The sequence below is a fragment of the Streptomyces sp. NBC_01260 genome (assembly GCF_036226405.1).
Lineage (GTDB): Bacteria > Actinomycetota > Actinomycetes > Streptomycetales > Streptomycetaceae > Streptomyces > Streptomyces laculatispora.
The window spans coordinates 7,699,088-7,725,997 of record NZ_CP108464.1; the positions used below are offsets into that span (position 1 = coordinate 7,699,088).

The 26,910-nt window shown below is 71.9% G+C and carries 4 protein-coding genes; all 4 read left to right on the forward strand.

What is annotated here, in order from left to right; translation table 11 throughout:
• Positions 1 to 523 precede the first annotated feature (523 nt).
• The 4 genes from OG322_RS34340 (at position 524) to OG322_RS34355 (ending at position 26,910) form a co-directional block, all read left to right on the forward strand.
• Positions 524 to 838, forward strand: a complete 315-nt coding sequence (locus OG322_RS34340) for a DUF5132 domain-containing protein (protein WP_123467716.1) — start codon at positions 524 to 526, stop codon at positions 836 to 838.
• Positions 839 to 1,028: 190 nt separating this feature from the next.
• Complete coding sequence (locus OG322_RS34345; RefSeq protein WP_241200444.1) at positions 1,029 to 3,326, forward strand: ABC transporter ATP-binding protein/permease; 2,298 nt, start codon at positions 1,029 to 1,031, stop codon at positions 3,324 to 3,326.
• A gap of 108 nt (positions 3,327 to 3,434) precedes the next feature.
• Positions 3,435 to 24,041: a non-ribosomal peptide synthase/polyketide synthase gene (locus OG322_RS34350; protein ID WP_329307401.1), complete on the forward strand. Its 20,607-nt coding sequence runs from the start codon at positions 3,435 to 3,437 to the stop codon at positions 24,039 to 24,041.
• Positions 24,010 to 26,910 (forward strand): non-ribosomal peptide synthetase, encoded by a 2,901-nt coding sequence (locus OG322_RS34355; protein ID WP_329307402.1) that lies wholly within the window; start codon positions 24,010 to 24,012, stop codon positions 26,908 to 26,910. Before OG322_RS34350 ends, OG322_RS34355 begins: the two co-directional genes overlap by 32 nt.

The window sequence follows — 26,910 nt, forward strand, 5'->3', positions numbered from 1 at the left end:
CGTCATGGTCGCACCGGGCTTGGTCATGGTGATTCAACTGACCTGCGCGGAAGGCGTGTTCGAACATCCCGAATCGCCAGGCGGCTTGGCCGGGGGCCGTCGGAGACGACTGGGGCGGCGATTCTTGATTCACCCTTACGAGGGGCGTCGGGCCCGCCGCGTCACGTACCCACGGCTCCGGAGGCTGCGGCAGCGGGTGTCCGTCGGACACGACATCTCTTCGTGAACTTAATCAGTTAATCGTTCTGGATGGCTTTGGGTGTGTCGCGATTTAGGTTACGCGGGAAGATCATCACCACTCGCATGAGTGAATTAGTAGGGGGTCATTTGGCTGAGTCGGGCGTGGCTCGACTACCGTGATCACGGGATCGGACGGCGCATTCCGGTGTCCGGGAGAATCGATTCGTTGGATGAGTCCGGATTTCGAGATGGAATGCTTCGTATCCGCCCGGATGTGCACTGCTTCGGTGTTCGCCGCTCCCGGGTTCCCTGTCATACGTATACGTAGAGAGGACGGAGCATCATGCCGCCTGTAGTACCGCCCTTCCTGATCGGCCTCATCGTCGCGCCACTGGCCAAACGCCTGCTCAAGCCCCTGGTGGGTGGAGTCGTCAAAGCGTCCGTCGGCATCGCAATGGAGGTGAAGAAGGCAGCTCAGGAGGCCGGGGAGAACATCCATGACCTCGCGGCCGAAGTGGCCGCCGACGTGGTGGCCGCCCAGATCGCCGCAGGTGAGACCGAAGGCCCCTCCAGTGACGGCCAGCACGGCGCCAAGGGGGAACCGAGGGCCCCGAAGATCCGTGCGACCGCCGGCAGCGCCGCCGGAAAGACGCACTGACGGCCCGTAAGGAATATCGGCCGCCGCCAGGCGCGCATGTCGATCGATTTCGACGGAATGCGCCCGGCGGCGGCCGTTGACAGGCCGTTCAGGCATCGAGATTTGCCGTCCATCAATTCCCGCTCCGTCGCCGTAATCCGTCGTGTCCGTGGCGTATTTCCGCGACCTCCGCAAACAGGTGATCGTACACATGCCATCGCTACTGGGTGCCGCCACCGAATTCCGCTCCGTGGAATTGGGTGCGAGCCCGCGCTCGGTCACACCGGGCCGTCAGCGCTGGGACGTCAAGCTGGTCCTCGGACGCCCCCGGACGGCCGAGATCCTCGCCGCTGCGCTGCGCCACATCCCCGGGATCACCGAGGCCCAGGCCAACCCCGTCACCGGCGGGGTGCTCGTCCGGCATGATGCGCGGCTGCGCGCCACGGACATCGGCCGGATCATCCGCAGGGTCGTCACCCGGGTCGCGGAGGAACCGGCCGCAGCGGGGCGTCCGGCACCGGTCCGCCCCGCCCCCACAGCGGCGCCTCGGGCGGACCGCGGCCTGGTCGTACGCCCGGTGCTCGCCGTCGGCGGCGGGGTCGCGGCCGGAGTCGCGCTGGTCAAGGGCTCGGCACTGAGCAGGCAACTGGTCGCCGCGAGCGGGGTTGCCGTGGCCACCGCGGTCGTCCTGCGGAAGGCGTGGCGCGGAACGGCCGACACATCCCGGAACGGGACCGGGCTGGGTGCCGAACGTCACCCCTTGCTGGAGATCGTCGGTCCGCACCGGCGCCGCCTCTACCGGGCTGCCGCCCTGTCCGTCGCCTGCCAGGCCACTGAGATCGCGCTCGGCACCTTCCTCGGATGGACCGGACTGGTCCTCATCAAGGGCGAGGCAGCTCCGCTGGTGAGCCTCGGCCTGACCACGGCATCCGCTCAACTCTGGGGCTTGGCAGGACTGGTGGCCGTCGCCTGTGCTGCGGTGGCGGGCCTCTCGTACGCCTCGAACCTCCAGTGGCGCCGACTCGGCCAGGACATCGAGCACGAGTGGCGGAGCCGCACGTACCGACACGTACAGCACCTCGAACTGGGGCACTTGGAGGGGGAGCGGACGAGCAGGGTCGCCGGCGCGCTCACCAACGACGTCGGCCAGCTGGGCGCCTTCTTCGCCGGCCCGGCGAACGACGTGCTGCAACTCGGCACCAGCCTGGCCGTCCTGGTACCGGCGTTCCTCCTGCTGGCACCGCAGATCGCCTGGATCGCGTTCCTGCCGGTCCCGGTCATCGCCTGGCTGTCGCTGCACCACCAGAAGGAGGCCGCGGCAGACTACGCCGTCACCGGCGAGTGTCGGTCCAGGCTGGGCAGCCAGGTGATCAACTCGCTCGAAGCCGGTGCGACCGTCAAGAGCTTCTGCACCGAGGACTACGAGGCAGAACGCATCGACGAGCTGAGCGAGTCGGTCCAGGAGCGCAGCCGGCAGACCGACCGGAGCACGATCCGCCACGCCGAGACCGTCCGGTCCTGCACCACCGCATCGATGGCGGCAACCCTGCTGATCGGCGGACGTTCGGTACTCAACGGCACCCTGCGCTTCGAGGTGTTCAGCCCGCTGATCGGGCTCCCCCAGATGCTGCTGATGCGGATGAGCCGGCTCGGCGGCATCACCGACCAGTACCAGCGCACCCTCGCCTCATACAACCGGGTCCAGCGGCTGCGCGCCCTGCCCGTCGAGGCCGACGGCGGCGACGGGACGCTCGACCTCGCCGAGGTGCGGGGCGAGGTCGTCCTCGACGGGGTCACCTTCGCCTACCCCGGCCGGCCGACGGCATTGAAGGACCTCTCGCTCACCATCCCGGCCGGGCAGGTGACCGCACTGGTGGGCGCCACCGGCTCCGGCAAGACGACGATCGCCAGACTGTTGATGCGATTCCAGGACGCCCAGTCCGGAAGGGTACTGATCGACGGACAGGACATTCGGGACCTGCGGCGGCACAGCCTGCGCCACGCCATCGGCTTCGTCGCCCAGGACCCGTTCCTCTTCGACGGCAGCATCGCCGACAACATCCGCTACGGCAGCTTCGGAGCCTCGGACGAGGCAGTGCTCCGGGCCGCCGCCATGGCCGAGGCCCACACCTTCATCGCGGCACTGCCGGACGGCTACGACACCTTGATCGGTGAACGCGGTGCCGCGCTCTCCGGCGGACAGCGGCAGCGGATCGCTCTGGCCCGCGCGATCCTCAAGGACTCGCCGGTCGTGATCCTCGACGAGGCCACCTCCGCCGTGGACAACGAGACCGAGGCCGCCATCCAGCGCACACTGCGCGGCTTCGCCGCCGACCGCACGATGGTCGTCATCGCCCACCGCCTCTCCACGGTCCGCCACGCCGACCGCATCTACGTCATGGACAAGGGCGGCATCGTCGCCGAACAGGGCACCCACAACGAACTCCTCGCCCAGCACGGGCTCTACGCATCTCTCTGGCAGCTGCAGGCCGGCGAACTCGCCGCCTGACCGCAGATAAAAAAAGTCGTCCGCCCGCCGATCGCGTGACACCACCGCACTCGGCGCGGCCCGGCACGCCCTGCGCGCATGCCCGCCCATACTTCTGGAGGTACCCCCATGTCCCGTCGCGACGGAGACGTCCTTCCCCTGACCGCGGCCCAGCGGGAGATCTGGCTCGCCGAGCAGAGCTCCCGGACACCGATCCCGGGCTACCGCGTCGGTGAATGCCTGGAGATCCACGGGCCGGTCGCCCCGGAGCTGTTCGAAGCCGCGCTGCGCCGGGTGGTCGACGAGGTCGACGCCCTGCACGTGACCTTCGTCGACGACGGTGAAGGCCCGCGCCAGATCCTCCGCGAGACCTGGGACTGGGCGCCGGTCCACCTCGACCTCGGCACCGAGCCGGATCCCCGGGCGGCGGCCATGGACTGGATGAAGCAGGACCTGGCCCGTCCATTGGACCTCGGCCGTGATCCGCTGTTCGGCCATGCCCTGATCCGGCTGTCGGCGACGGAGTTCCTCTGGTACCTGAACTACCACCATGTGGTGCTGGACGCGATCAGCAGCTCCATGGTCCGGCAGCGGGTCGGCGAGGTGTACTCGGCGCTGGCCGACGACGGTGTTGTCCCGCCCTGCCCGTTCGGCTCGCTGCGGGATCTGGTCGACAACGACGCCGCCTACCGCTCATCCGTGGACTTCGCCGCCGACCGCTCCTACTGGACCGAGCGCTTCGCCGACCTGCCCTCCCCGACCCGGCTCACCGACACGTCCGCGACCGACCCGCACCGGTCTCTGCGCGTGGCCGGGGAAGTGGAACTGCGGAGCCCCGAGGCACTGCGGGCCGCGGCGGGCCGGGCCGGTGTCCGGTGGTCCCGGATGGTGGTCGCGGCGACAGCGCTTTACGCCCACCGGCTGAGCGGCGCTCAGGACGTGGTGCTCGCTCTCCCCGTCACCGCCCGTCGAGGCTCCGGCTCCGACCTGATGTCCGTACCCGGCACCCTGTCCAACGTGGTGCCCCTGCGCCTGACCGTGCGACCGGAGATGCCGTGGGGCGATCTCGTCGCCCAAGCGGCCCGGGAGGTCGAGTCGGCCGTCGCGCACGAGCGCTACCGCAGCGAGGACCTGCTGCGCGACCTCGGCGCGCCCGGCAGCATCGGAACCGCGTTCCCGCTGATCGTCAACATCATGGCCTTCAACGCCAGGCCGAGCTTCGCCGGGCATCCCGCCTCGGTTCACCACTTCGTGTCTGGGTCCACCACCGACCTGGCCGTCTGGGTCTTCGACTACCGGGACGGCAACCCCCCGCTTCTCCGGCTGCACGGCGCCCCGGAGGCGTACGGCGACGACGACCTCGCCGCGCACCAGCAGCGGCTGCTCGCCCTGCTCGACGCCGTCGCCGACTGTGACCCGGACGAGACGGTCGGCCGGATCGACCTGCTCACGGAGCAGGAGCACCGCGAGGTACTGTCCCTCGGCACCGGACCGACGGCGGCAGCATCGACCGGGAGCCTCCCGGAACTGTTCCGGGAGCACGTCCGGGCGACTCCGGACCTTGTCGCGCTGGTGTGCGGCGATGTCTCACTGACGTACGCGGAACTGGACGCGCGGGCGAACCGGCTGGCGCACGCGCTGATCGCGCGGGGCGCGGGGCCCGAGCGGCTGGTGGCGGTGTCACTGCCGAGGTCGGCCGAGCTCGTGGTGGCGATCCTCGCAGTGCTGAAGACCGGAGCGGCGTACGTCCCGGTCGACCCCGAGTACCCGGCCGCCCGGATCGCGTACCTGCTCGACGACGCCGGCCCGGCTCTGGTGGTGACCGACGCCCGCAGCGGTGCGCGTCTGCCCGACGCGGGCACGGTCGACCGGCTGGTGCTCGACGAGCCCGGAACAGCCGCCCTGGTGGCGGGCTGCCCCGTCTCGGACCCGATGCCGGCCGTCGATCCGAGCCACGCGGCGTACGTGATCTACACCTCGGGTTCCACCGGCAGGCCCAAGGGTGTGGTGGCGACGCACGGCGGTCTGCTCGACGTGCTCACCGACCACCGGCTCGTGCAGTTCGCACACCTGCTGGAGGACCGGCGGCGGCTGCGCGTGGCGCTGACCACCTCGGTGTCCTTCGACGCTTCCTGGAACCAGCTCATGGCCCTCTTCGCCGGCCACGAGCTGCACGTCCTGGATCATGCGACCTGGACCGCCCCCGAAGCCTTCGTGGACTACGCGGCGTGCCGCGGGCTGGACTACGTCGAGGCCACCCCTTCCTACCTCGACGTGCTCGTCGCCCATGGGCTGCTGGACCATCCGCAGGGCCGCCCAGCGCTGATCGCGGCGGGCGGCGAGGCCGTCCCCGAGCAGCTCTGGAAAAGGTTGCGGGCCGCCGACGGACTCTCCTGCCTCAACCTGTATGGACCCTCGGAGTGCACCGTCAACTCGGTGACCGCTCCCACGGCATCGAGCCCGCGCCCGGTCATCGGCCGACCCGTCACCAACGCCCGGCTGTACGTGCTCGACTCCGCGTTGCGGCCGGCGCCCGCGGGTGTGGCGGGTGAGCTGTACATCGCAGGTGCGGGCCTGGCGCGCGGCTATCTGAACCGGCCGGGTCTGACCTCGGGGCGGTTCGTGGTGGACCCGTTCGGTCCGAGCGGCTCGCGCATGTACCGCACGGGTGACCTGGTGCGGTGGAACCCGGACGGAAACCTGGAGTTCCTCGGCCGCACCGACGACCAGGTCAAGATCCGCGGCTTCCGGATCGAACTCGGCGAGATCGAGGCGGTCCTCGCCGAACATCGGGGAATCGCGCGGGCCGCCGTCACGGTGCGCACCGACGAGGAACCCCTGCTGGTCGCCTACGTCGTCCCCGCCGCGGGACAGGACGTCCGGGCGGACGCGCTGCGGGACCGGCTGCGGAAGCTGCTGCCCGAGCACATGGTGCCGTCGGCGTTCGTCGTGCTGGACGCGCTGCCACTGACCCCGAACGGCAAGCTCGACCGGCACGCCCTCCCGGCGCCCGGGCGGCAGCCCGTCGCACCGGGCCGAGCTCCGCGCACCGCTGTCGAGCACCTGCTCTCCAGGCTGTTCGCCGAGGTGCTGGGCCTGCCCCAGGCCGGTGTCGACGACAACTTCTTTGACCTCGGCGGACACTCCCTGCTGGCCACCCGGCTGATTGCCAGAGCGCGGTCCGTGCTGGGCGTGGAGCTGAGGCTGCGCGACCTGTTCGACGCGCCGACGGTGGCGGAGCTGGCGGCCGCGGTGGACGTCGCGGGCCGGGCGCGCCCTGCTCTGGGGCGGTGCGAGCGGCCCGAGACGGTCCCGCTGTCCTTCGCGCAGCGCCGACTGTGGTTCCTGCACCGTATGGAGGGCCCGAGTGCCACTTACAACATCCCGCTGACTCTGCGGCTGTCCGGCACCCTGGACCAGCCCGCCCTGCAAGCCGCCCTGTCGGACGTGGTCGAGCGGCACGAGAGCCTGCGCACCGTCTTTCCGGTGGTCGACGGCGTGCCGTGCCAGCGGGTGCTCGACGTCGACGCGGCACAGCCGCGGCTGCGGGTGACGGAGCTCGGCGAGCGCGACCTGCCGGACCGGCTGGCGGAAGCGGCGCGGTACGGCTTCGAGCTCTCCGAGGAGCCGCCGTTGCGTGCCGAACTGTTCCGGCTCGGTACCGAGGAGCACGTGCTGCTCCTGGTGGTGCACCACATCGCCGGTGACGGCTGGTCGACGGGGCCGCTCTCGCGGGACTTGGCGACCGCCTACGCAGCGCGGAGCGAGAAGGCGAAGCCGGAGTGGTCACCGCTGCCGGTCCAGTACGCCGACTACGCCCTCTGGCAGCAGGAGCTGCTGGGAGACGGCACTGCCCCCGACAGCCTGCTCAGCAGCCAACTCGCATACTGGCGGGACGCGTTGGCGAACCTCCCCGAGCAGGTCGAGCTGCCCTTCGACCGACCCCGGCCTGCGGCGATGTCCTACCGGGGCGCTCACCTGCCGGTCCGGATCGACGCCGATCTGCACCGGGAGCTGCGCGAAGTCGGCCGCGACGGCGGAGCCAGCCTCTTCATGGTGCTCCAGGCCGGTCTGGCCGCTCTGATGGGCAAGCTCGGCGCCGGTACCGACATCCCGATCGGCACGCCGATCGCGGGTCGCACCGACGAGGCCCTCGACGACTTGGTCGGCTTCTTCGTCAACACCCTGGTGCTGCGCACCGATCTGTCCGGCGACCCGTCGTTCGCCGACCTGCTGGGCCGGGTTCGTTCCGACGCGCTGGCCGCGTACGCGCACCAAGAGGTGCCGTTCGAGCACCTCGTGGAGGCGTTGAACCCGTCCCGGACGCTTGCGCACCACCCCCTGTTCCAGACCATGCTCACCCTGCAGAACGCACCGTCCGGCACCTTCGACCTGCCGCGGCTGCGGGTAGCGACCGACCTGGTCCACACCGGGACGGCCAAGTGTGACCTGAACTTCGTCCTGGCCGAACAGCCTGGCGAGGACGGGTTGTCGGGCGTGGTGGAGTACAGCACCGACCTGTTCGACGCGGCCACCGTCACCGAAATCGTCGAACGGTGGCTGCGGCTGCTGCGCGCCGTCGTCGCCGACCCCGGCCGAAGGATCGGCCAGGTGGACGTGCTGTCCGCCGACGAGCTCCGGGCACTGCTGCCGGCCGGCGCCGACCGGAACGGGGAACTGCCGGAGAACAGCCTGCCCGCACTGTTCGAGCGGCAGGTGCGGGCGAACCCGGACGCGACCGCCCTCACGGACGGCGAAGCCACTCTGACGTACGGCCAGGTGAACGCCCGCGCCAACCGGCTGGCGCATGTCCTGATCGACCGCGGAGTGCGGCCGGAGGACCTGGTGGCGCTGGCCCTGCCGCGTTCGGCGGAGCTGGTCGTCGCGGTGCTCGCGGTCCTCAAGGCCGGCGCCGCGTACGTACCGGTGGACCCGGAGTACCCGGCTGCCCGAATCGCCTATCTGCTCCAGGACACCCAGCCCTCGCTGCTCGTGACGACGAGCCGGATCGGAGAGCTGCCGGGGGCGGAGCACGTGGACCGGCTGCTGCTGGACACCGCCGTCCTGGACGGGCTGCCGGACACGGACCCGGGGGTCGCCGTCGACCCGGGCCAGGCCGCCTACGTCATTCACACCTCCGGTTCCACCGGCAACCCCAAAGGCGTGGTGGTCCCGCACCGCAACGTGGTGCGCCTGTTCGACACCACGCGGGACCTGTTCGGCTTCTCCGCCGAGGACGTGTGGACCCTCTTCCACTCCTACGCCTTCGACTTCTCGGTGTGGGAGCTGTGGGGCCCGCTGCTGCACGGCGGCCGCCTGGTGGTCGTGGACCACGACACCAGCCGCTCGCCCGGCCGGTTCCTGGAACTGCTCGCCCGCGAGCGGGTGACGGTGCTCAACCAGACGCCGTCCGCCTTCTACCAGCTGATGCAGGCGGACGCGGAGTCCCGGGAGACCGGCTGCCGACTCGCCCTGCGCACGGTGGTGTTCGGCGGTGAGGCGCTGGAGCACGCCCGGCTGGCGAGCTGGTACGACAGGCACCCGGAGAACGCGCCGCGGCTGGTCAACATGTACGGCATCACCGAGACCACGGTGCACGTCACGTACACGGCGCTCGACGGGACCGGCACCACCGCCGGCCAGATCGGCGCGGCCCTCCCGGACCTGCGGACGTACGTGCTCGACGACGGCCTGCGGCCGGTGGCCCCGGGCGTACCCGGCGAGCTGTACGTCGCGGGCGCGGGCCTGGCGCGCGGCTACCTGAACCGGCCGGGCCTGACTGCCGGGCGGTTCGTGGCAGACCCGTTCGGGCCGCCGGGGTCGCGGATGTACCGCAGCGGTGACCTGGTGCGCCGCGCGGCGGACGGCAGCCTGCGCTACGTCGGCCGGGCCGACCAGCAGGTGAAGGTGCGCGGCTTCCGGATCGAGCTCGGCGAGATCGAGGCAGCGCTGGCCGCGTATCCGGAGATCGCCCAGGTCGCCGTACTGGCGCGGCAGGACCGGGCCGACGACACCCGGCTGACCGCGTACCTGGTGCCGTCCGTGGGCGCCGCACCGAGCTCCGCCGACCTGCGGGAGCACCTGCGCGAGCGGTTGCCGGAGTACATGGTGCCGTCGGCGTTCCTCGTCCTGGACGCGCTGCCGCTGACCGCCAACGGCAAGCTGGACCATCGGGCCCTGCCCGCTCCCGACCTCACCCCGGCGGCCCCCGCCCGGGCGCCGCGCACTCCGCAGGAGCAGATCCTCTGCGAGCTGTTCGCGGAGGTTCTGGGGGTGGCGTCGGCCGGCGTCGAGGACGGGTTCTTCGAGCTGGGCGGGCACTCGCTGCTGGCCACCCGCCTCGTCGCCCGGATCCGCGCGACACTCGGCGTGGAGATGCCGCTGCGCACCCTGTTCGAGGCGCCGACCCCGGCGGGCCTGGCCGCCGCTCTGGCGGCGGCCGGGCCGGCGCAGGCCGCCCTTGTCCGGCGCGAGCGCCCCGACGTGATCCCGCTGTCGTTCGCGCAGCGACGGCTGTGGTTCCTCCACCAGTTGGAGGGCGTCGGTGCCAACTACCACATCTCCCTGGCATGGCGGCTGTCCGGGGAGCTGGACCGGCGGGCCCTGGAGGCCGCCGTGGCGGACGTGGTGGCCCGGCACGAGAGCCTGCGCACCGTCTTCCCGGCAGTGGACGGCGTGCCGCACCAGCAGGTGCTGGAGGTGGAGGCAGCCCGCCCGCGGCTGCTCGTGAGCGGGACCACCGAGGCCGATCTGCCCGCTCTGATGGCGGCGGCCAAGGACCGCCTGTTCGACCTGGCGGTCGATGTGCCGCTGCGGGTCGAACTGTTCGAGCTGGCGCCGGACGAGCACGTCTTCCAGATGGTGCTCCACCACATCGCGGGTGACGGCTGGTCGCTGGGCCCGCTCGCGCAGGGCCTGACCGCCGCCTACGCGGCGCGCCGCCGCGGCGAGGAGCCGCAGTGGTCGCCGCTGCCGGTCCAGTACGCCGACTACGCACTGTGGCAGCACGAACTGCTCGGCGACTCCGCAGACGAGGACAGCCTGCTCGCCGGCCAGGCGGACTACTGGACCCGGCAGCTGGCCGGTCTCCCGGAGCTGATCCAGCTGCCCACCGACCGGTCCCGCCCGGCGGTCGCCTCACACCGGGGCGGTGCCGTACTCGCCGGTCTCGACGCCGAACTGCACCGCGGCCTTCGCGAGCTCGCCCGCGTGCACGGGACCAGTCTGTTCATGGTGCTCCAGGCAGGGCTGGCGGCGCTGCTGAGCAAGCTCGGCGCGGGCGACGACATTCCGGTCGGCAGCCCGGTCGCCGGTCGGACCGACCAGGCGCAGGACGAGCTGGTCGGCTACTTCGTCAACACCCTGGTGTTCCGTACCGACACCTCGGGCGATCCGACGTTCGCCGAGCTGCTGAGCCAGGTCCGGGACACCGCACTGGCCGGATACGCCCATCAGGACCTTCCGTTCGAGCACTTGGTCGAGGTCCTGAACCCGTCCCGGTCGCTGGCGCACCACCCGCTGTTCCAGGTGATGCTGGTGCTGCAGAACGCGCCCAGGGCCGATTTCGCGCCGCCCGGGCTGCGCGTCGACGACATGCCGTCGACGTCCACCACGGCCAAGCTCGACCTGATCTTCACCCTGTCCGAGCGGCACGCGGAGGACGGCTCCCCGGAGGGGATCGACGGGTCCGTCGAGTACGCCCGCGACCTGTACGACCCGGCCGCCGTGGAGACGATGATCGGGCGGTGGGAGCGGCTGCTCCGCGCGGCGGTCGCCGATCCGCGGCAGCGGCTCAGCCGGTTCGACCTGCTCAGCGCCGACGAGCACCGTGAGCTGACGGAGCTGGGCACCGGGCCTGCGGTGGCCGCGGCGCCGGCCGAGGGCGTGCTGGACCTGTTCCGGGCTCAGGTGCGGGCGATTCCTGACGCCCTCGCGGTGGTGGGGCCGCAAGCGTCGCTGACGTACGCGGAGTTGGATGCGCGGGCGAACCGGCTGGCGCACGCGCTTCTCGCGCGGGGCGCCGGACCGGAGCAGCTGGTGGCGGTGTCACTGCCGAGGTCGACCGAGCTGGTGGTGGCAATTCTGGCGGTGCTGAAGACAGGCGCCGCCTATGTTCCGGTCGACCCCGAGTATCCGGCTGCCCGGATCGCGTACCTGCTCGATGACGCCCAACCGGTCCTGACGGTGACCGACGCCCGCACCCTGGGCCGGCTTCCGGACGGTGCTGCCGGCCGGCTGGTGCTCGACGAGCCGGAGACGGCCGCCGTGGTGGCGAGCTGCCCGACGGCCGATCCGATGGTGGCCGTCGACCCGAGCCACCCGGCCTACGTGATCTATACCTCGGGTTCCACCGGCAGGCCCAAGGGTGTGGTGGCGACGCACGGCGGTCTGGTCAACCTGTTCGCCAACCAGCGGCCGCTGATTTCCAGGGCCGGGGAGCGGGTGCGGATGGGACTGACCACCTCCGTGTCGTTCGACGGCTCCTGCGACCAGTTGTTCGCCCTGTTCGCGGGCCATGAGCTGCACGTCCTGGACGAGGCGACCTGGTCCGACCCGGACGCCTACCTCGAGTACGCCGTGCGAGCGGACCTGGACACGGTCGGCGGCACCCCTTCCTATCTGCAGGTCCTGATCGAACACGGTCTGCTGGACGACCCGCGGTGGCGTCCTTCGGTGGTCGCGCTGGGCGGCGAGGTCGTGCCGGAGCAGATGTGGGAGCGGCTCCGGGCGGCCGACGGAGTGTTCTCCCTGAACTACTACGGGCCGTCCGAGTGCACGGTGGACTCGGTCGTCGCGCCGCTGGAGTCGAGTTCACGCCAGGTGATCGGCCGGCCGTTCGGCGGTGTCCGGCTGCATGTGCTCGACGCCGCGTTGCGGCCCGTGCCCGCGGATGTGCCGGGTGAGCTGTACATCACGGGTGCGGGCCTGGCGCGCGGCTATCTGAACCGGCCGGGCCTGACCTCGGGACGGTTCGTGGCCGACCCGTTCGGTCCGGGCGGCTCGCGGATGTACCGCACGGGCGACCTGGTGCGGTGGAACCCGGACGGGAACCTGGAGTTCCTCGGCCGCACCGACGACCAGGTCAAGATCCGCGGCTTCCGGATCGAACTCGGGGAAGTCGAGGCGGTCCTCGCCGAGCACCCGGGGATCGCGCGGGCCGCCGTGATCGTCCGGCAGGACCGGGCGCAGGGCCCCCGCCTGGTCGCCTATCTGCAGGCCGCCACCGGGGCTGAGCTCCGGCCGGAGGACCTGCGGGCTCATCTGCGCGAGCGGCTGCCGGAGTACATGGTGCCGGGCGCGTTCGTCTCCCTCGACGCGCTGCCGCTGACCCCGAACGGCAAGCTGGACCGGCGCGCCCTGCCCGAGCCGGAGTCCACCGAGACATCGGCCGGCCGGGCACCGCGCTCTCCCCACGAACACGTGCTGGCCGGCCTGTTCGCCGAGGTGCTGGGCCTGCCTCAGGTCGGTGTCGACGACAACTTCTTCGACCTCGGCGGGCACTCCCTGCTCGCTACGCGGCTGGTGGCGCGCGTCCGTGCGACGCTGGGCGTGGAACTGGCCCTGTCCGCCCTGTTCCGAACCCCGACCGTGGCCGGGCTGGCTACCGGGCTGGGCGACGCGGACCGGGCCCGGCTCACCCTCGGGCGGTCGAAGCGGCCCGAGTTGGTGCCGCTGTCGTCCGCTCAGCGCAGGCTCTGGTTCCTGCGCCAGCTGGAGGGCGCCGAATCGGTCTACAACATGCCGCTCGCGTGGCGGCTTTCCGGACCGCTGGACCTGGCGGCTCTTGAAGCGGCGCTGAGCGACCTCGCCGGCCGGCACGAAACCCTGCGCACGGTCTTCCCGGCCACCGACGGCGTGCCCTACCAGCGAGTACTCCCCATGGAAGAGGCGCACCCGCAACTGTCGGTCACCCCGGCCGACGGGCCGGTGCCGGCGGAACTGCTGGCGGAGGCCGCTGCGCGCGGTTTCGACCTCGCCACCGAACCACCGCTGCGTGCCGAGGTCTTCGAGGTCTCGGCGGACGAGCACGTCCTGCTCCTTGTGATGCACCACATCGCCGGTGACGGCTGGTCGCTGGGCCCGTTGGCCGCCGACCTGGCCACCGCGTACGCGGCACGCCGCCAGGGCGGGACGCCGCAGTGGGCGTCGCTGCCCGTGCAGTACGCCGACTACACCCTGTGGCAGCACCGGCTGCTCGGCGATGCGGCCGACCCCGACAGCCTGTCCGCCCGTCAGACCGACTACTGGACGCGGACACTCGCGGACCTGCCGGAGCAGATCCGGCTTCCCGCCGACCGCCATCGCCCCGCGACACCTTCCTCCTCCGGCGGCCACCTGGCCATCGAGCTGGACGCGGAACTTCACGCCGGCTTGGTCCGGCTGGGCCGGGAGCACGGCGCCAGCGTGTACATGGTGCTGCAGGCCGGCCTGACATCGCTGCTGGACAAGCTCGGTGCGGGTACGGACATCCCGGTCGGCAGCCTGATCGCGGGCCGGACCGACCAGGCGCTGGACGACCTCATCGGGTTCTTCGTCAACACCCTGGTGCTCCGCACGGACACCAGCGGCGATCCGTCCTTCGCCGAGCTGCTGGTCCGGGTCCGGGAGGGGGCTCTCGGCGCGTACGCACACCAGGACCTGCCGTTCGAGCATGTCGTCGAGGCCCTCAATCCGTCCCGGTCGCTCACCCGACAGCCGCTGTTCCAGGTACTGCTCGCGCTGCAGAACGTGCCCCGCACCGAGTTCGAGCTGAGCGGTCTGACCACCGAGATCGTGCTGGTTCGGACGCCGACGGCGATGTTCGACCTCGGCTTGCACCTGCTGGAGCGCGGCGGCACCGGGGGGTCGGCCGAGGGCATCATCGGGCGGGTCGAGTACAGCACCGACCTGTTCGACGCTGCCACGGTGGAGGCACTGGTCGCCCGGTGGCTGCGGCTGCTGGCGGCAGTGGTCGCCGACCCGGAACGTCCGCTGAGCCGGGTCGACGTCCTCACCGCCGAGGAGCGCCACGAGCTGCTGGTCGCCCGCAACGACACGGCCGGCCCAGCGCCCGACGCCACCCTGCCCGCGCTCTTCGAGGCGCGGGCCCGGTCGACGCCCCAGGCCCCGGCCGTGGTGTTCGAGAACACCGTGCTGACCTACCGCGAGCTGAACCGCCGGGCCAACCGCCTGGCCCACGCACTGATCGCCCGAGGCGTGGGCCCGGAGCAGGTCGTCGCCCTGCGACTGCCGCGTTCGGCCGAGCTGGTGATTGCCGTCCTCGCGGTACTCAAGACGGGCGCGGCGTATCTGCCGATCGACCCGGACTACCCGGCCGCCCGCATCACGTACATGCTGGAGGACGCCCGCCCGGCCGTCGTGCTCGACGACCTCGCGGCCGTCACACCGGCCGGCGAGCTGCCGGAGCACGATCCGGCCGTCCCCGTGGACGCCCGGCACCCGGCCTACGTCATCTACACCTCCGGTTCCACCGGCCGGCCCAAGGCCATCGCGATGCCCGCCGCCGGACTGCTGAATCTGCTGGAGTGGCACCACCGGACCGTCGGTGGCGAACCCGGCACGCGCACGGCTCAGTTCACCGCGATCAGCTTCGACGTCTCGGTGCAGGAGGTGCTGTCCGCGCTGCTGTACGGGAAGACCCTCGTGGTGCCGACCGAGGAGCAGCGCCGCAGCGCGGAGCTGCTCGCCCACTGGCTGGACCGGCACCGGGTCGAGGAGTTGTTCGCGCCGAATCTGGTGGTCGAGGCGCTGGCCGAGGCAGCCGAGGAGGCCGGTCTTGACCTGCCGCACCTGCGGCTGGTCGCCCAGGCCGGAGAGGCCATGCGGCTGGGTGGTGCCATGCGCCGCTTCCAGGCCCGCCGGCCGGGCCGGGTGCTGCACAACCACTACGGGCCCGCCGAAACCCATGTGATCACCGCCTACCCGCTTCCGGCCGACCCGGCCGACTGCCCGCTGCCGGTGCCGATCGGCCGTCCCATCGCCAACTGCCAGGCGTACGTGCTGGATTCGGCGCTGCGACCGGTGGCTCCCGGTGTGCTGGGCGAGCTGTACCTGGCCGGATCGGGGCTGGCGCGCGGCTACCTGAACCAGCCCGGTCTGACTGCCGGGCGCTTCGTCGCCAATCCGTTCGGGCCGGCGGGCGCGCGGATGTACCGCACCGGTGACCTGGTGCGCTGGCGTGCCGACGGCGAGCTGGATTTCGCCGGCCGGGTGGACCACCAGGTCAAGGTGCGCGGGTTCCGGATCGAGCCCGGTGAGATCGAGGCCGAGCTGACCGCGCACCCGGGCGTGTCCCAGGTCGTGGTACTCGCCCGGGAGGACCGGATCGTCGCGTACGTCGTCCCCTCGGACGCGAACGGGGTAATCGCGTCGGCGCTGGCGGTGTTCCTGCGTGACCGGGTGCCGGATTACATGGTTCCGTCCGCGTTCGTGCTGCTCGACGCGCTGCCGCTGACGCCGAACGGCAAGCTCGACCGGGCGGCGCTGCCCGCGCCGGATCCGGGCCCGGCCGCCGGCGGCCGGGCGCCGCGCACGCCGCAGGAGCAGATCCTGTGCGAGGTGTTCGCAGAGGTGCTGGGTCTCGCCGCTGTCGGGGTCGACGAGGACTTCTTCGAGCTGGGCGGGCACTCCTTGCTCGCCACCCGGCTGGTCTCGCGGCTCCGGGCGACCCTGGGGGTCGAACTGGAGCTGCGCGCGCTGTTCCGGACGCCGACCGCCGCCGGACTGGCGGCCGGGCTGCACGGCGCCGGAACCGCGCGGCAGGCTCTGGTGCCCCGGCCCCGCCGCGAACTGATGCCGCTGTCGTTCGCCCAGCGCCGGCTCTGGTTCCTCCAGCAGTTCGGCGCGCCGAGCGCCACCTATCACATGCCGCTGGCCCTGCGGCTGTCCGGAGACCTCGACCGGGCCGCACTGAGCGCCGCGCTCGTGGACGTGGTGGCCCGGCACGAGACCCTGCGCACGGTCTTCCCGCACACCGGCGGAATTCCGTACCAGCGAGTGCTCGACACAGCCGAGGTCGCCGTCCCCCTGGCCGTGCGCACGGCCGGCGAAAGGGAGGTGTCCGCACTGCTGCGCGAGGCGGCGGTGCGCGGCTTCGACCTGACCTCGGAGGTGCCGCTTCGGGCGGAGCTGTTCGCTCTCGCACCGGACGAGCATGTGCTGCTGCTGGTCATGCACCACATCGTCGGGGACGGCTGGTCCATGGGTCCGCTCGCCCGTGACCTGGCCGCCGCCTACACCACCCGGCAGGGTGGCGGGGCACCTGCATGGCCACCGCTGCCCGTGACCTACGGCGACTACACCCTGTGGCAGCACGAGATCCTGGGCGACGAGGACGACGCCGACAGCCTGTTCGCCCGCCAGGTCGCCTACTGGACGCAGACGCTGGCCGGTTTGCCCGAGCAGCTGCAGCTGCCTGCCGACCGGCCGCGCCCGGCCGCCATGTCGTACAGCGGTGACGTGCTGGAACTCCGGGTCGATGCCGAGCTGCATGCGGCGCTCGTGGAGTTGGCACGACGATCGGGGGCGACTCTGTTCATGGTGCTGCAGGCCGCGTTGGCGGCGCTGTACACACGGCTGGGTGCGGGTACGGACATCGCGATCGGGAGTCCGGTCGCGGGGCGCACGGACGAGGCACTGGACGATCTGGTCGGGTTCTTCGTCAACACGCTGGTGCTGCGCACCGACACGAGTGGTGATCCGAGCTTCGCTGAGCTGCTGGGCCGGGTGAGGGAGACCGCGCTGTCGGCGTACGCGCACCAGGACGTGCCGTTCGAGCACCTCGTGGAGGCGCTGAACCCGTCCCGCTCCCTGTCCCACCACCCGCTGTTCCAGACCGGTCTGGTCGTGCAGAACGCGCCGGGCGGCGCCTTCGAGCTGCCGGGCCTCCAGGTCTCCGGAATGGCCGTGCTCACCGGGACCGCGCGGCTCGACCTGACCTTCGGGTTCGCGGAGGAGTACGGCCCCGACGGCGAGCCGGCCGGACTCAGCGGCGCTGTCGAGTACAGCACCGACTTGTTCGACCGTGCGACGGTCGAGACCCTGGCCGCCAGGTGGACCAGGCTGCTGGCCGCGGTCGCCGCCGCACCCGACCGGCCGCTCGGCGGGATCGACCTGCTGGCCGCCGAGGAACGCGACGAGCTGCTGCCCGCAGTCGAGGAGGGAGCGGCCGGGGAGAGCCTGCCCGTGTTGTTCGCGGCGCGGGTGGCGGCTGCACCGGACGCGGTCGCGCTGGTCAGCGGTGACGTAGAGCTGACGTACGGGCAACTGAACGCGGGGGCGAACCGGTTCGCCCATGCACTGATCGCCCAGGGGGTCGGCCCGGAACAGGTGGTGGCGGTCTCCCTGCCGCGTTCGGTGGAATCAGTGGTAGCGGTCCTGGGCGTCCTGAAGGCAGGCGCCGCCTACCTGCCCGTGGACCCGGCCTACCCGCAGTCACGGATCGCCTACATGCTGGACGACGCCCACCCGGCCGTGGTCATCGACAACCCCGCCATGGTGACCGAAGGCAACTGGCCGGACACCGACCCGGACATCGCACTCGACATCCGCCACCCCGCCTACGTCATCTACACCTCGGGCTCGACCGGCCGCCCCAAGGGCGTCGTCGTGAGCCACGCCGGCGTGTCGGGCCTGGTGGCGGCGCAGGTCGACCGGCTCGGTGTGGCGCGGGGCAGCCGGGTGCTCCAGTTCGCCTCGCCCAGCTTCGACGCGTCCTTCTGGGAACTGTGCAGCGCGCTGCTCACCGGTGCCGCCCTCGTACTGGCCCCCGCCGAGGCTCCGCTGGAGGCCCTGACGGACCGCCGGTGCTCTGTCACCCACGTGACGCTGCCGCCCTCCGCCCTGGCCGCGCTGGACGGTACCGAACTGACGGCGACCACCCTGGTGGTGGCGGGTGAGGCGTGCCCGCCGGAACTGGTACAGCGGTGGGCACCCGGACGCCGGATGATCAACGCGTACGGACCCACCGAGACCACGGTGTGCGCGACCATGAGCGACCCGCTGACCCCGGGGCCCGGCGTGCCGCCCATCGGGCGACCGGTCGCGGGCTTCCGGACGTACGTACTGGACGAGCGGCTGCGCATCGTCCCGCCGGGCGTGCCCGGGGAGTTGTACGTCGCCGGCCCCGGTCTGGCACGCGGCTACCTGGACCGGCCGGGTCTGACCGCGGGACGGTTCACGGCCTGCCCGTTCGGGCCTGCGGGCGCGCGGATGTACCGCACCGGCGACCTGGTGCGGCGGCGTGCCGGCGGCGAGCTGGAGTACGTCGGCCGGGCCGACCAGCAGGTGAAGGTCCGCGGCTTCCGCGTCGAACTCGGCGAGGTCGAGGCCGCGCTGGCCGAGCACCCCGCCGTCGCCCAGGCCGCCGTCGCGGCCGTGGACGACCGGCTCGTCGGCTACGTGGTGGCCCACCCGGACGTGGCTGCCTCTCCTGCGAAGCTGGCGGTGCACTTGCGCGAGCGGCTGCCGGACTACCTGGTGCCGACCGTCTTCATGATGTTGGACGCGTTGCCGCTGACGCCCAACGGGAAGCTGGACCGAGCGGCACTGCCCGTGCCCGAAGCCGCTCCGGCGGGAAGCGGGCGGGTGCCGCGCACGCCGCAGGAGCAGATTCTCGCGGAGTTGTTCGCGGAGGTGCTCGGCGTGCAGCGGGTCTCGGTCGACGACGACTTCTTCGAGTTGGGCGGGCACTCTCTGCTTGCCACCCGGCTGGCCGCCCGGGTGCGCTCGGTGCTCGGCGTGGAACTCGAACTGCGCGCGCTTTTCCAGGCGCCCACCGTGGCGGGCCTGGCCGAGGCGCTGGCCCGCGCCGGCCGCGCCCGCCCGGCGCTGGCCCCGTACGAGCGGCCCGAGGCGGTGCCGCTCTCCTTCGCCCAGCGCCGGCTCTGGTTCCTGCACCGTATGGACGCCGCCGCGACGTACCACATCCCCCTGGCGCTGCGGCTGGCCGGAACACTCGACCGCCCCGCGCTCAATCAAGCCCTGGCCGACGTGGTGGCCCGGCACGAGAGCCTGCGGACGGTGTTCCCGGAGGTCGCCGGCGTACCCTGCCAGCGCGTGCTGGACGCGGCCACGGTCCGCCTCCGGGCCCGGCCGACCGAGGTGACACAGGACGAACTGCCGGAGCGGCTCGCCGAGTCCGCCCGGCAGCCCTTCGAACTCGCGACAGAGCCGCCGCTGCGGGCCGAGCTGTTCGCTCTCGCGCCGGACGAGCACGTGCTGCTGCTGGTCATGCACCACATCGCCGCTGACGGCTGGTCCACCGGGCCGCTGGCCCGCGACCTGGCCGAGGCGTACGCGGCCCGTTGCGAGGGCCGGACGCACACCCGGCCGGTCCTGCCCGTGCAGTACTCCGACTACACGCTGTGGCAGCGCGAGCTGCTCGGCGACACCGCCGACCCGCAGAGCCGGTTCGCCGAGCAGCTCGACTACTGGAAGCGGCAGCTGTCCGACCTGCCGGAACTGCTCCCCCTGCCCGCCGACCGGCACCGTCCTGCTGTCGCAGGGCGGCACGGAGACCACGTCGGCCTGGAACTCGACCCCGAACTGCACACCGCGCTGACGGAATTGGCGCGGAACACCGGAACGAGTCTGTTCATGGTGCTGCAGGCCGCGTTGGCGGCGCTGTACACACGACTGGGCGCGGGCACGGACATCGCGATCGGAAGTCCGATCGCGGGGCGCACGGACGAGGCACTGGACGATCTGGTCGGGTTCTTCGTCAACACGCTGGTGCTGCGCACCGACACGAGTGGTGATCCGAGCTTCGCTGAGCTGCTGGGCCGGGTGAGGGAGACCGCGCTGTCGGCGTACGCGCACCAGGACGTGCCGTTCGAGCACCTCGTGGAGGCGCTGAACCCGTCCCGCTCCCTGTCCCACCACCCACTGTTCCAGACCATCCTTGCCGTGCAGAACGCGCCGATGGGCCGGTTCTCGCTGCCCGGCCTGGACGTCACCACCTACGCGGTCGCGACCGGCACCGCCAAGTTCGACCTCGGCGTGAGCATGGCCGAACAGTTCGGTCCCGACGGGAGCCCGGCAGGAATCGCCGGCGCGGTCGAGTACGCCACCGACCTGTTCGACCGCTCGACGGTTGCCGCTCTGGTCCGGCGTTGGACGCTCCTGCTGGAGGCCGTCACCGCCGACCCCGAGCTGCCGATCGGGGAGATCGACCTCCTCGGCGCCGACGAGCGGCACCTGCTGCTGGAACGCGACAACGCCACCGCCCGGGACGTGGACACCGTCCCGCTGCCGCAGGCCTTCGCGGCGCGGGTGGCGGCTGCACCGGACGCGGTCGCGCTGGTCAGCGGTGACGTAGAGCTGACGTACGGGCAACTGAACGCGGGGGCGAACCGGTTCGCCCATGCACTGATCGCCCAGGGGGTCGGCCCGGAGCAAGTGGTGGCGGTCTCCCTGCCGCGTTCGGTGGAATCAGTGGTAGCGGTCCTGGGTGTCCTGAAGGCAGGCGCCGCCTACCTGCCCGTGGACCCGGCCTACCCGCAGTCACGGATCGGCTACATGCTGGACGACGCCCACCCGGCCGTGGTCATCGACAACCCCGCCATGGTGACCGAAGGCACCTGGCCGGACACCGAACCGGACATCGCACTCGACATCCGCCACCCCGCCTACGTCATCTACACCTCGGGCTCGACCGGCCGCCCCAAGGGCGTCGTGGTCGGCCACGGGGGTGTCGCGAGTCTGGTCGCAGGACAGATCGAGCGCTTCGCGATCGAACCCGGCAGCCGGGTGCTCCAGTTCGCCTCCCCCAGCTTCGACGCCTCGGTGTCGGAGATCTTCACCGCCCTGCTGGGCGGCGCCACCCTGGTGCTGCCCCCCGCCGCCGATCCGGTCGCCGCCCTGACCGATCCGGGCCTCGGCGCCACCCACGTGACGGTGCCCCCGTCCGTCCTCGCCGCAGTGCCGGACGGCACGGTGACCGTGTCGACGCTGGTGGTGGCGGGAGAGGCGTGCCCGCCGGAACTGGTACAGCGGTGGGCACCCGGACGCCGGATGATCAACGCGTACGGACCCACCGAGACCACGGTGTGCGCGACCATGAGCGACCCGCTGACCCCGGGATCCGGCGTGCCGCCCATCGGCCGGCCGATCGCCAACGCCCGTGTGTACGTGCTCGACGACCGTCTGCGGCCGGTGCCGCCGGGCGTAACAGGAGAGCTGTACGTCGCGGGCGCGGGCCTGGCGCGCGGATACCTCCACCGGCCCGGCCTGACGGCGGGGAGGTTCGTCGCCTGCCCGTTCGGACTCGGTGAGCGCATGTACCGCACCGGCGACCTGGTGCGCCGGCTGGCCGACGGCCAGCTGGAATACGCCGGTCGCGCCGACGACCAGCTGAAGGTCCGCGGCTTCCGCATCGAGCCCGGCGAGGTCGAGGCCGTCCTGACCGAGCACCCCGCCGTCGCCCAGGCCGCCGTCGCGGCACAGGACGACTCGCTCGTCGGCTACATCGTCCCGCGCCAGGACACGGCCCGGGACAGCGGCCTGGAAGCGGACCACGTGGGCGAGTGGCAGGACGTCTACGACGCCCTGCCCATCGCCCCCGACACAGCGGCCTTCGGACACAACTTCGTCGGCTGGAAGAGCAGTTACGACGGCGGCCCGATCCCTGTCGAGCAGATGCGGGAATGGCGGGACGCGACCGTGACCCGCATCCTGGCCCTGAAGCCGCGCCGGGTGCTGGAGATCGGAGTCGGTACCGGCCTGTTGCTCTCACAGATCGCACCCCGGTGCGAGACCTACTGGGCGACCGACTTCTCCGCCACCGCGATCGACGCCCTGACCGCCCAGGTCGCGAAGGAGGAGGGGCTGAACGGGCGCGTGGTGCTGGAGACCCGTCCGGCGCACGACACCGACGGGCTGCCGGCCGATGAGTTCGACACCATCGTGATCAACTCGGTGGTGCAGTACTTCCCGACCGCCGAGTACCTCGCGGACGTGATCGGGAAGCTGATGAAGCTGCTCGCCCCCGGGGGTGCGCTCTTCGTCGGCGACGTCCGCAACCTGCGGCTGCTGCGCCCGCTGGCCACCGCTGTCGAGCTGCACCGGGCCGACGACGGCTCCGACCGCGCGGCCGTGCGCCGTGCAGTGGAGCAGGCTCTCAGGGTGGAGAAGGAACTCCTCGTCGATCCGGATTTCTTCACCGTCCTGCGCGAGCAAGGCACGGACATCGGCGCGATGGCCGTGGAGGTCAAGCGCGGCCGCCACCACAACGAACTGACTCGCTACCGCTACGACGTGACGCTGCGCAAACCGCTCGTCGCCCCGCAGAGCCCGACCGCTTCCGTCGAGCTGGCCTGGGGGCGGCAGATCACCGGGACGGCCGGGTTGCGCGAGCTGCTCGCCCAGCCGCCCGCCGAGGTGCTGCGGATCACCGGGGTGCCGAACCGCCGTGTGGTGGGGGAAGCCGCCCTTGCCCGGGCGGTACAGGACGAGGACGGACCGCTCGCGGAACTGCTGGAGCGGTTGCACACCCCAAAGGAGAGCGACCTCCCCGACCCGGAGGAGTTCCACGCCCTCGGCGGGGAGTTCGGCCGCACGGTGTCCGTCACCTGGTCGGCCACCGCGGCCGACGCCGTGGATGTCGTCCTCACCGGTGCACTCCACGGCTCGACGTTCGAGCCGTGCCGGCCGGCCGGGGCCTCCGGCCGGTCGCTGTCCTCGCTGACCAACCGCCCGGCCGGCAGCCGTGGCACCGGCGCCCTCCTCGGCGAACTCCGGGACTGGCTGCGAGGGCAGCTGCCCGACTACCTCGTCCCGTCGGCGTTCGTCGCGATGGACGCGCTGCCGCTGACGGCCAGCGGCAAGCTCGACCGCCGCGCACTGCCTGCCCCCGACCTCGGCACGGCCGCTGTCGGGCGGGCGCCGCGCACCCCCCAGGAGCAGGTCCTCGCCGAGCTGTTCGCCGAGGTGCTGGGGCTGGCACAGGTCGGGGTCGACGACAGTTTCTTCGACCTCGGCGGACACTCGCTGCTGGCCACCCGCCTGGCCTCCAGGGTCCGGGCGACCCTCGGCGCGGAGCTGGAGGTCCGCACCCTGTTCGAGACCCCGACCGTGGCCGGGCTGGCAGCCCACCTGGACGGTTCCGGAGCAGCGCGGCCCGCGCTGACCGCCCGGCCCCGCGAGGAGCGCCTGGAACTGTCCTTCGCCCAGCGCCGCTTGTGGTTCCTGCACCGGATGGACGGACCGAGCGCCACCTACAACATGCCGCTCGCGCTGAGCCTGACCGGCAGCCTCGACCGGTCGGCCCTGCACGCCGCACTCGCGGACGTGATCGCCCGGCACGAGAGCCTGCGGACGGTCTTCCACGAGACCGACGGCGTTCCGTACCAGATCGTGCTGAGCACCGCGCAGGCACATCCGGCGCTGCCGGTGGTCGAAGTCAGCGAGAGCCGGCTGGCCGAGCGCCTGGCGAACACGGCCCGGCGCGGCTTCGACCTGGCCGCGGAGCCGCCGATCCGGGCCGAGCTGTACGCGCTCGCCCCCGACCGGCACGTGCTGCTGGTCGTGGTGCACCACATCGCCGCCGACGGCTGGTCGATGGGACCGCTCTCCGGCGACCTCGCGACGGCCTACGCGGCGCGCTGCCGGGGCGAGGAGCCGCAGTGGTCCCCGTTGCCGGTGCAGTACGCCGACTACACCCGCTGGCAACGCGACCTGCTCGGTGACGCCGCCGATCTTCCAGATCATGCTGGCCCTGCAGAACGCGCCGCTCGGTGAGTTCGCCCTGCCAGGGCTGGAGACGGGCCACCTGGAGGCGCCGACCGGGACTTCCCGGGTCGACCTGACGTTCAGCCTCGCCGAGCAGTTCCGCCCTGACGGAGGTGCCGACGGTCTGGTCGGTGCGGTGGAGTACGCCACCGACCTGTTCGACGCGTCCACGGTGGAGCTGCTGTTCGAGCGCTGGGCCCGTCTGCTGCGCGCGGCGGTCGCCGACCCCGGCCTGCCGATCAGCCGGATCGACCTCATGTCCGACGCCGAACGCCACCGGCTGCTGTACGGCTTCAACGACACGGCCGCGGAGCTGCCGTCGGCCTCGGTGCCGGAGCTGTTCGCCCGTCAGGTGCGGGCCAACCCGAACGCCGTCGCGGTCGTGGCGGGCGGCACCGAGCTGACCTACGCGGAGCTCGACCTGCGGGCCGACCGCCTGGCGAGGGCGCTGATCCGCCAGGGCGTACGGCCGGAGACGCCGGTCGCGGTTCTGATGGACCGCTCGGCGGAGCTGGTCGTGGCGATCCTGGCTATCGTCAAGGCGGGTGGCGCCTACGTACCGCTGGACTCCCGCTTCCCGTCCTCCCGGATCGACCTGATCATGCGGGAGAGCGGGGCCGCCCTGGTCCTCACACCGGAGGTGCTCTCCGCACTCATGCGGTCCGCGGCCGCCGACCCGTACGACGTCGACGTCTCCTGTGAACCGGGGCAGGTGGCGTACATCATGTACACCTCCGGCTCGACCGGACGGCCGAAGGGCGTGGCCGTGACCCACGGGGACGTGGCGGGCCTGGCGCTGACGCCCGAATGGCGTGGTGGCGGACATGAGCGGGTGCTGATGCATTCTCCGACGGCCTTCGACCTGTCGACCTACGAGTTGTGGGTTCCCCTGCTCAACGGTGGCCGGGTCGTGGTCGCACCGCCCGAGCAGCTCGACCTCGACCTGCTGCAGCACACGATCACCACGCACGGGGTGACCGGACTGTGGCTGACCGCCGGTCTGTTCCGTCTGGTCGCCGAGGAGCGACCGGGCGCGCTCGCCGGGGTCCGCGAGGTGTGGACGGGCGGCGACGTGGTCTCCCCCGCTGCCGCCGCGCGGGTGCTCACGGCATGCCCCGGCATCGAGGTGGTCAACGGCTACGGGCCCACCGAGGCCACCACCCTGGCCACCTGTCACCCTGTGCGCGACCTCGCCGAGAACGCCGCGACCGTGCCGATCGGCGGGCCGATGGCGAACATGCGCGCCTACGTGCTCGACGACCGGCTGCGGCCGGTGCCGGCGGGCATGGTGGGTGAGCTGTACCTCGCGGGGACGGGCGTGGCCCGCGGCTACTTCGGCCGCCCCGGCCTGACGGCTGAGCGCTTCACCGCCGACCCGTACGGGCCGGCCGGAAGCCGGATGTACCGCACCGGCGACCTCGCCTGGTGGCGCCCGGACGGGCGCCGCCAGGCGGAGGCCGGGGGTGGCACTCTGGAGTTCGCCGGACGCGTCGACCACCAGGTCAAGCTGCGCGGTCAGCGGATCGAGCCCGGGGAGATCGAGGCGGTCCTGACGGGCTGCCCGGGCGTCGCCCAGGCGGCTGTGGTCGCCCGTGAGGACCGGCCGGGAGACAAGCGGCTGGTCGCCTACCTGGTACCCACGCCCGAGGGTGCGCCCGGGACGGCCGAGCTGGCCGGCCGGCTGCGCCGCGAACTGCCCGACTACATGGTGCCGGCGGCGTTCGTCACCCTGGACACGCTGCCGCTGACCGCCAACGGCAAGCTCGACCGAGCCGCGCTGCCGGCCCCCGACTACGGGGCATCGGATGCCGGGCGTGGCCCCCGGACGCCGCAGGAACAACTGCTGTGCGGCCTGTTCGCCGAGGTCCTCGGCCGGGAGCAGGTGGGCATCGACGACGGCTTCTTCGATCTGGGCGGGCACTCGCTGCTGGCCGCCCGGCTGGCCTCCCGGGTCCGCGAGACCCTCGGCCTGGAGCTGGGGCTTCGCCTGTTGTTCGAGGCGCCGACCGTGGCCGGGCTCAGCGAACGCCTCTCCATGAACGGTCCGGACGACGCGCTGGACGTGCTGTTGCCGCTGCGTTCGACCGGGACGGGCACTCCGCTGTTCTGCGTTCACCCCGGCGGCGGCATCAGCTGGTCCTACAGCGGGCTGCTGAACCACCTCGGCCCGCAGCACCCGGTGTACGCGATCCAGGCGCGCGGCCTAGGCCGCCCCGAGCCCCTTCCGGCGTCCTACGAGGAGATGGCGGCGGACTACGCCGACCACGTGCAGAAGATCCAGCCGGAGGGCCCGTACCTGCTGCTCGGCTGGTCCGCGGGCGGACTCATCGCCCACGCACTGGCCTGCGAACTGCAGGCCCGAGGCGAGCGGACCGCACTGCTGGCGATCCTCGACGCCTACCCGGTGAAGGACGTGCGGTTCGAGGAGGAGCCGGTGCCCACTGTGCGGGACGTGCTCGTCGGGGTGCTCGACGTCGACCCGGACGAGCTGGACGACCAGGAGATCACCTACGCCGAGGTCGCCGAGGTACTGAACCGGCGGGGCAGCGCGCTGGCCGGCCTGAACGAACGTCAGGTCGAGGTGATCGTCCAGATCATGATCAACAACGCGAAGCTCGCGGTCGACTTCGTCCCCGGCAGGTACGACGGGGATCTGCTGCTGTTCAACTCCACGATCGACCGAGGCCACGACGACGCCGGGCCGGAGGTCTGGCGCCCGTACATCACGGGCCGGATCGAATCCCACGAGATCACCACCCGGCACGACCAGATGACCCAGGCGGGATCGCTGGCCCAGATCGGGCCGGTCCTGGCCGCCAGGATCGCCGAGGCCACCGGTGACGCCGGTGACACCACCCATTCCCCTCAGGAGGACTGA

Excerpts from the sequence above, each read along its gene's own strand:
- OG322_RS34340 (WP_123467716.1), top strand. The coding sequence starts at position 524 with ATGCCGCCTGTAGTACCGCCCTTCCTGATCGGCCTCATCGTCGCGCCA.
- OG322_RS34345 (WP_241200444.1), top strand. The coding sequence starts at position 1,029 with ATGCCATCGCTACTGGGTGCCGCCACCGAATTCCGCTCCGTGGAATTG.
- OG322_RS34350 (WP_329307401.1), top strand. The coding sequence starts at position 3,435 with ATGTCCCGTCGCGACGGAGACGTCCTTCCCCTGACCGCGGCCCAGCGG.
- OG322_RS34355 (WP_329307402.1), top strand. The coding sequence starts at position 24,010 with ATGCTGGCCCTGCAGAACGCGCCGCTCGGTGAGTTCGCCCTGCCAGGG.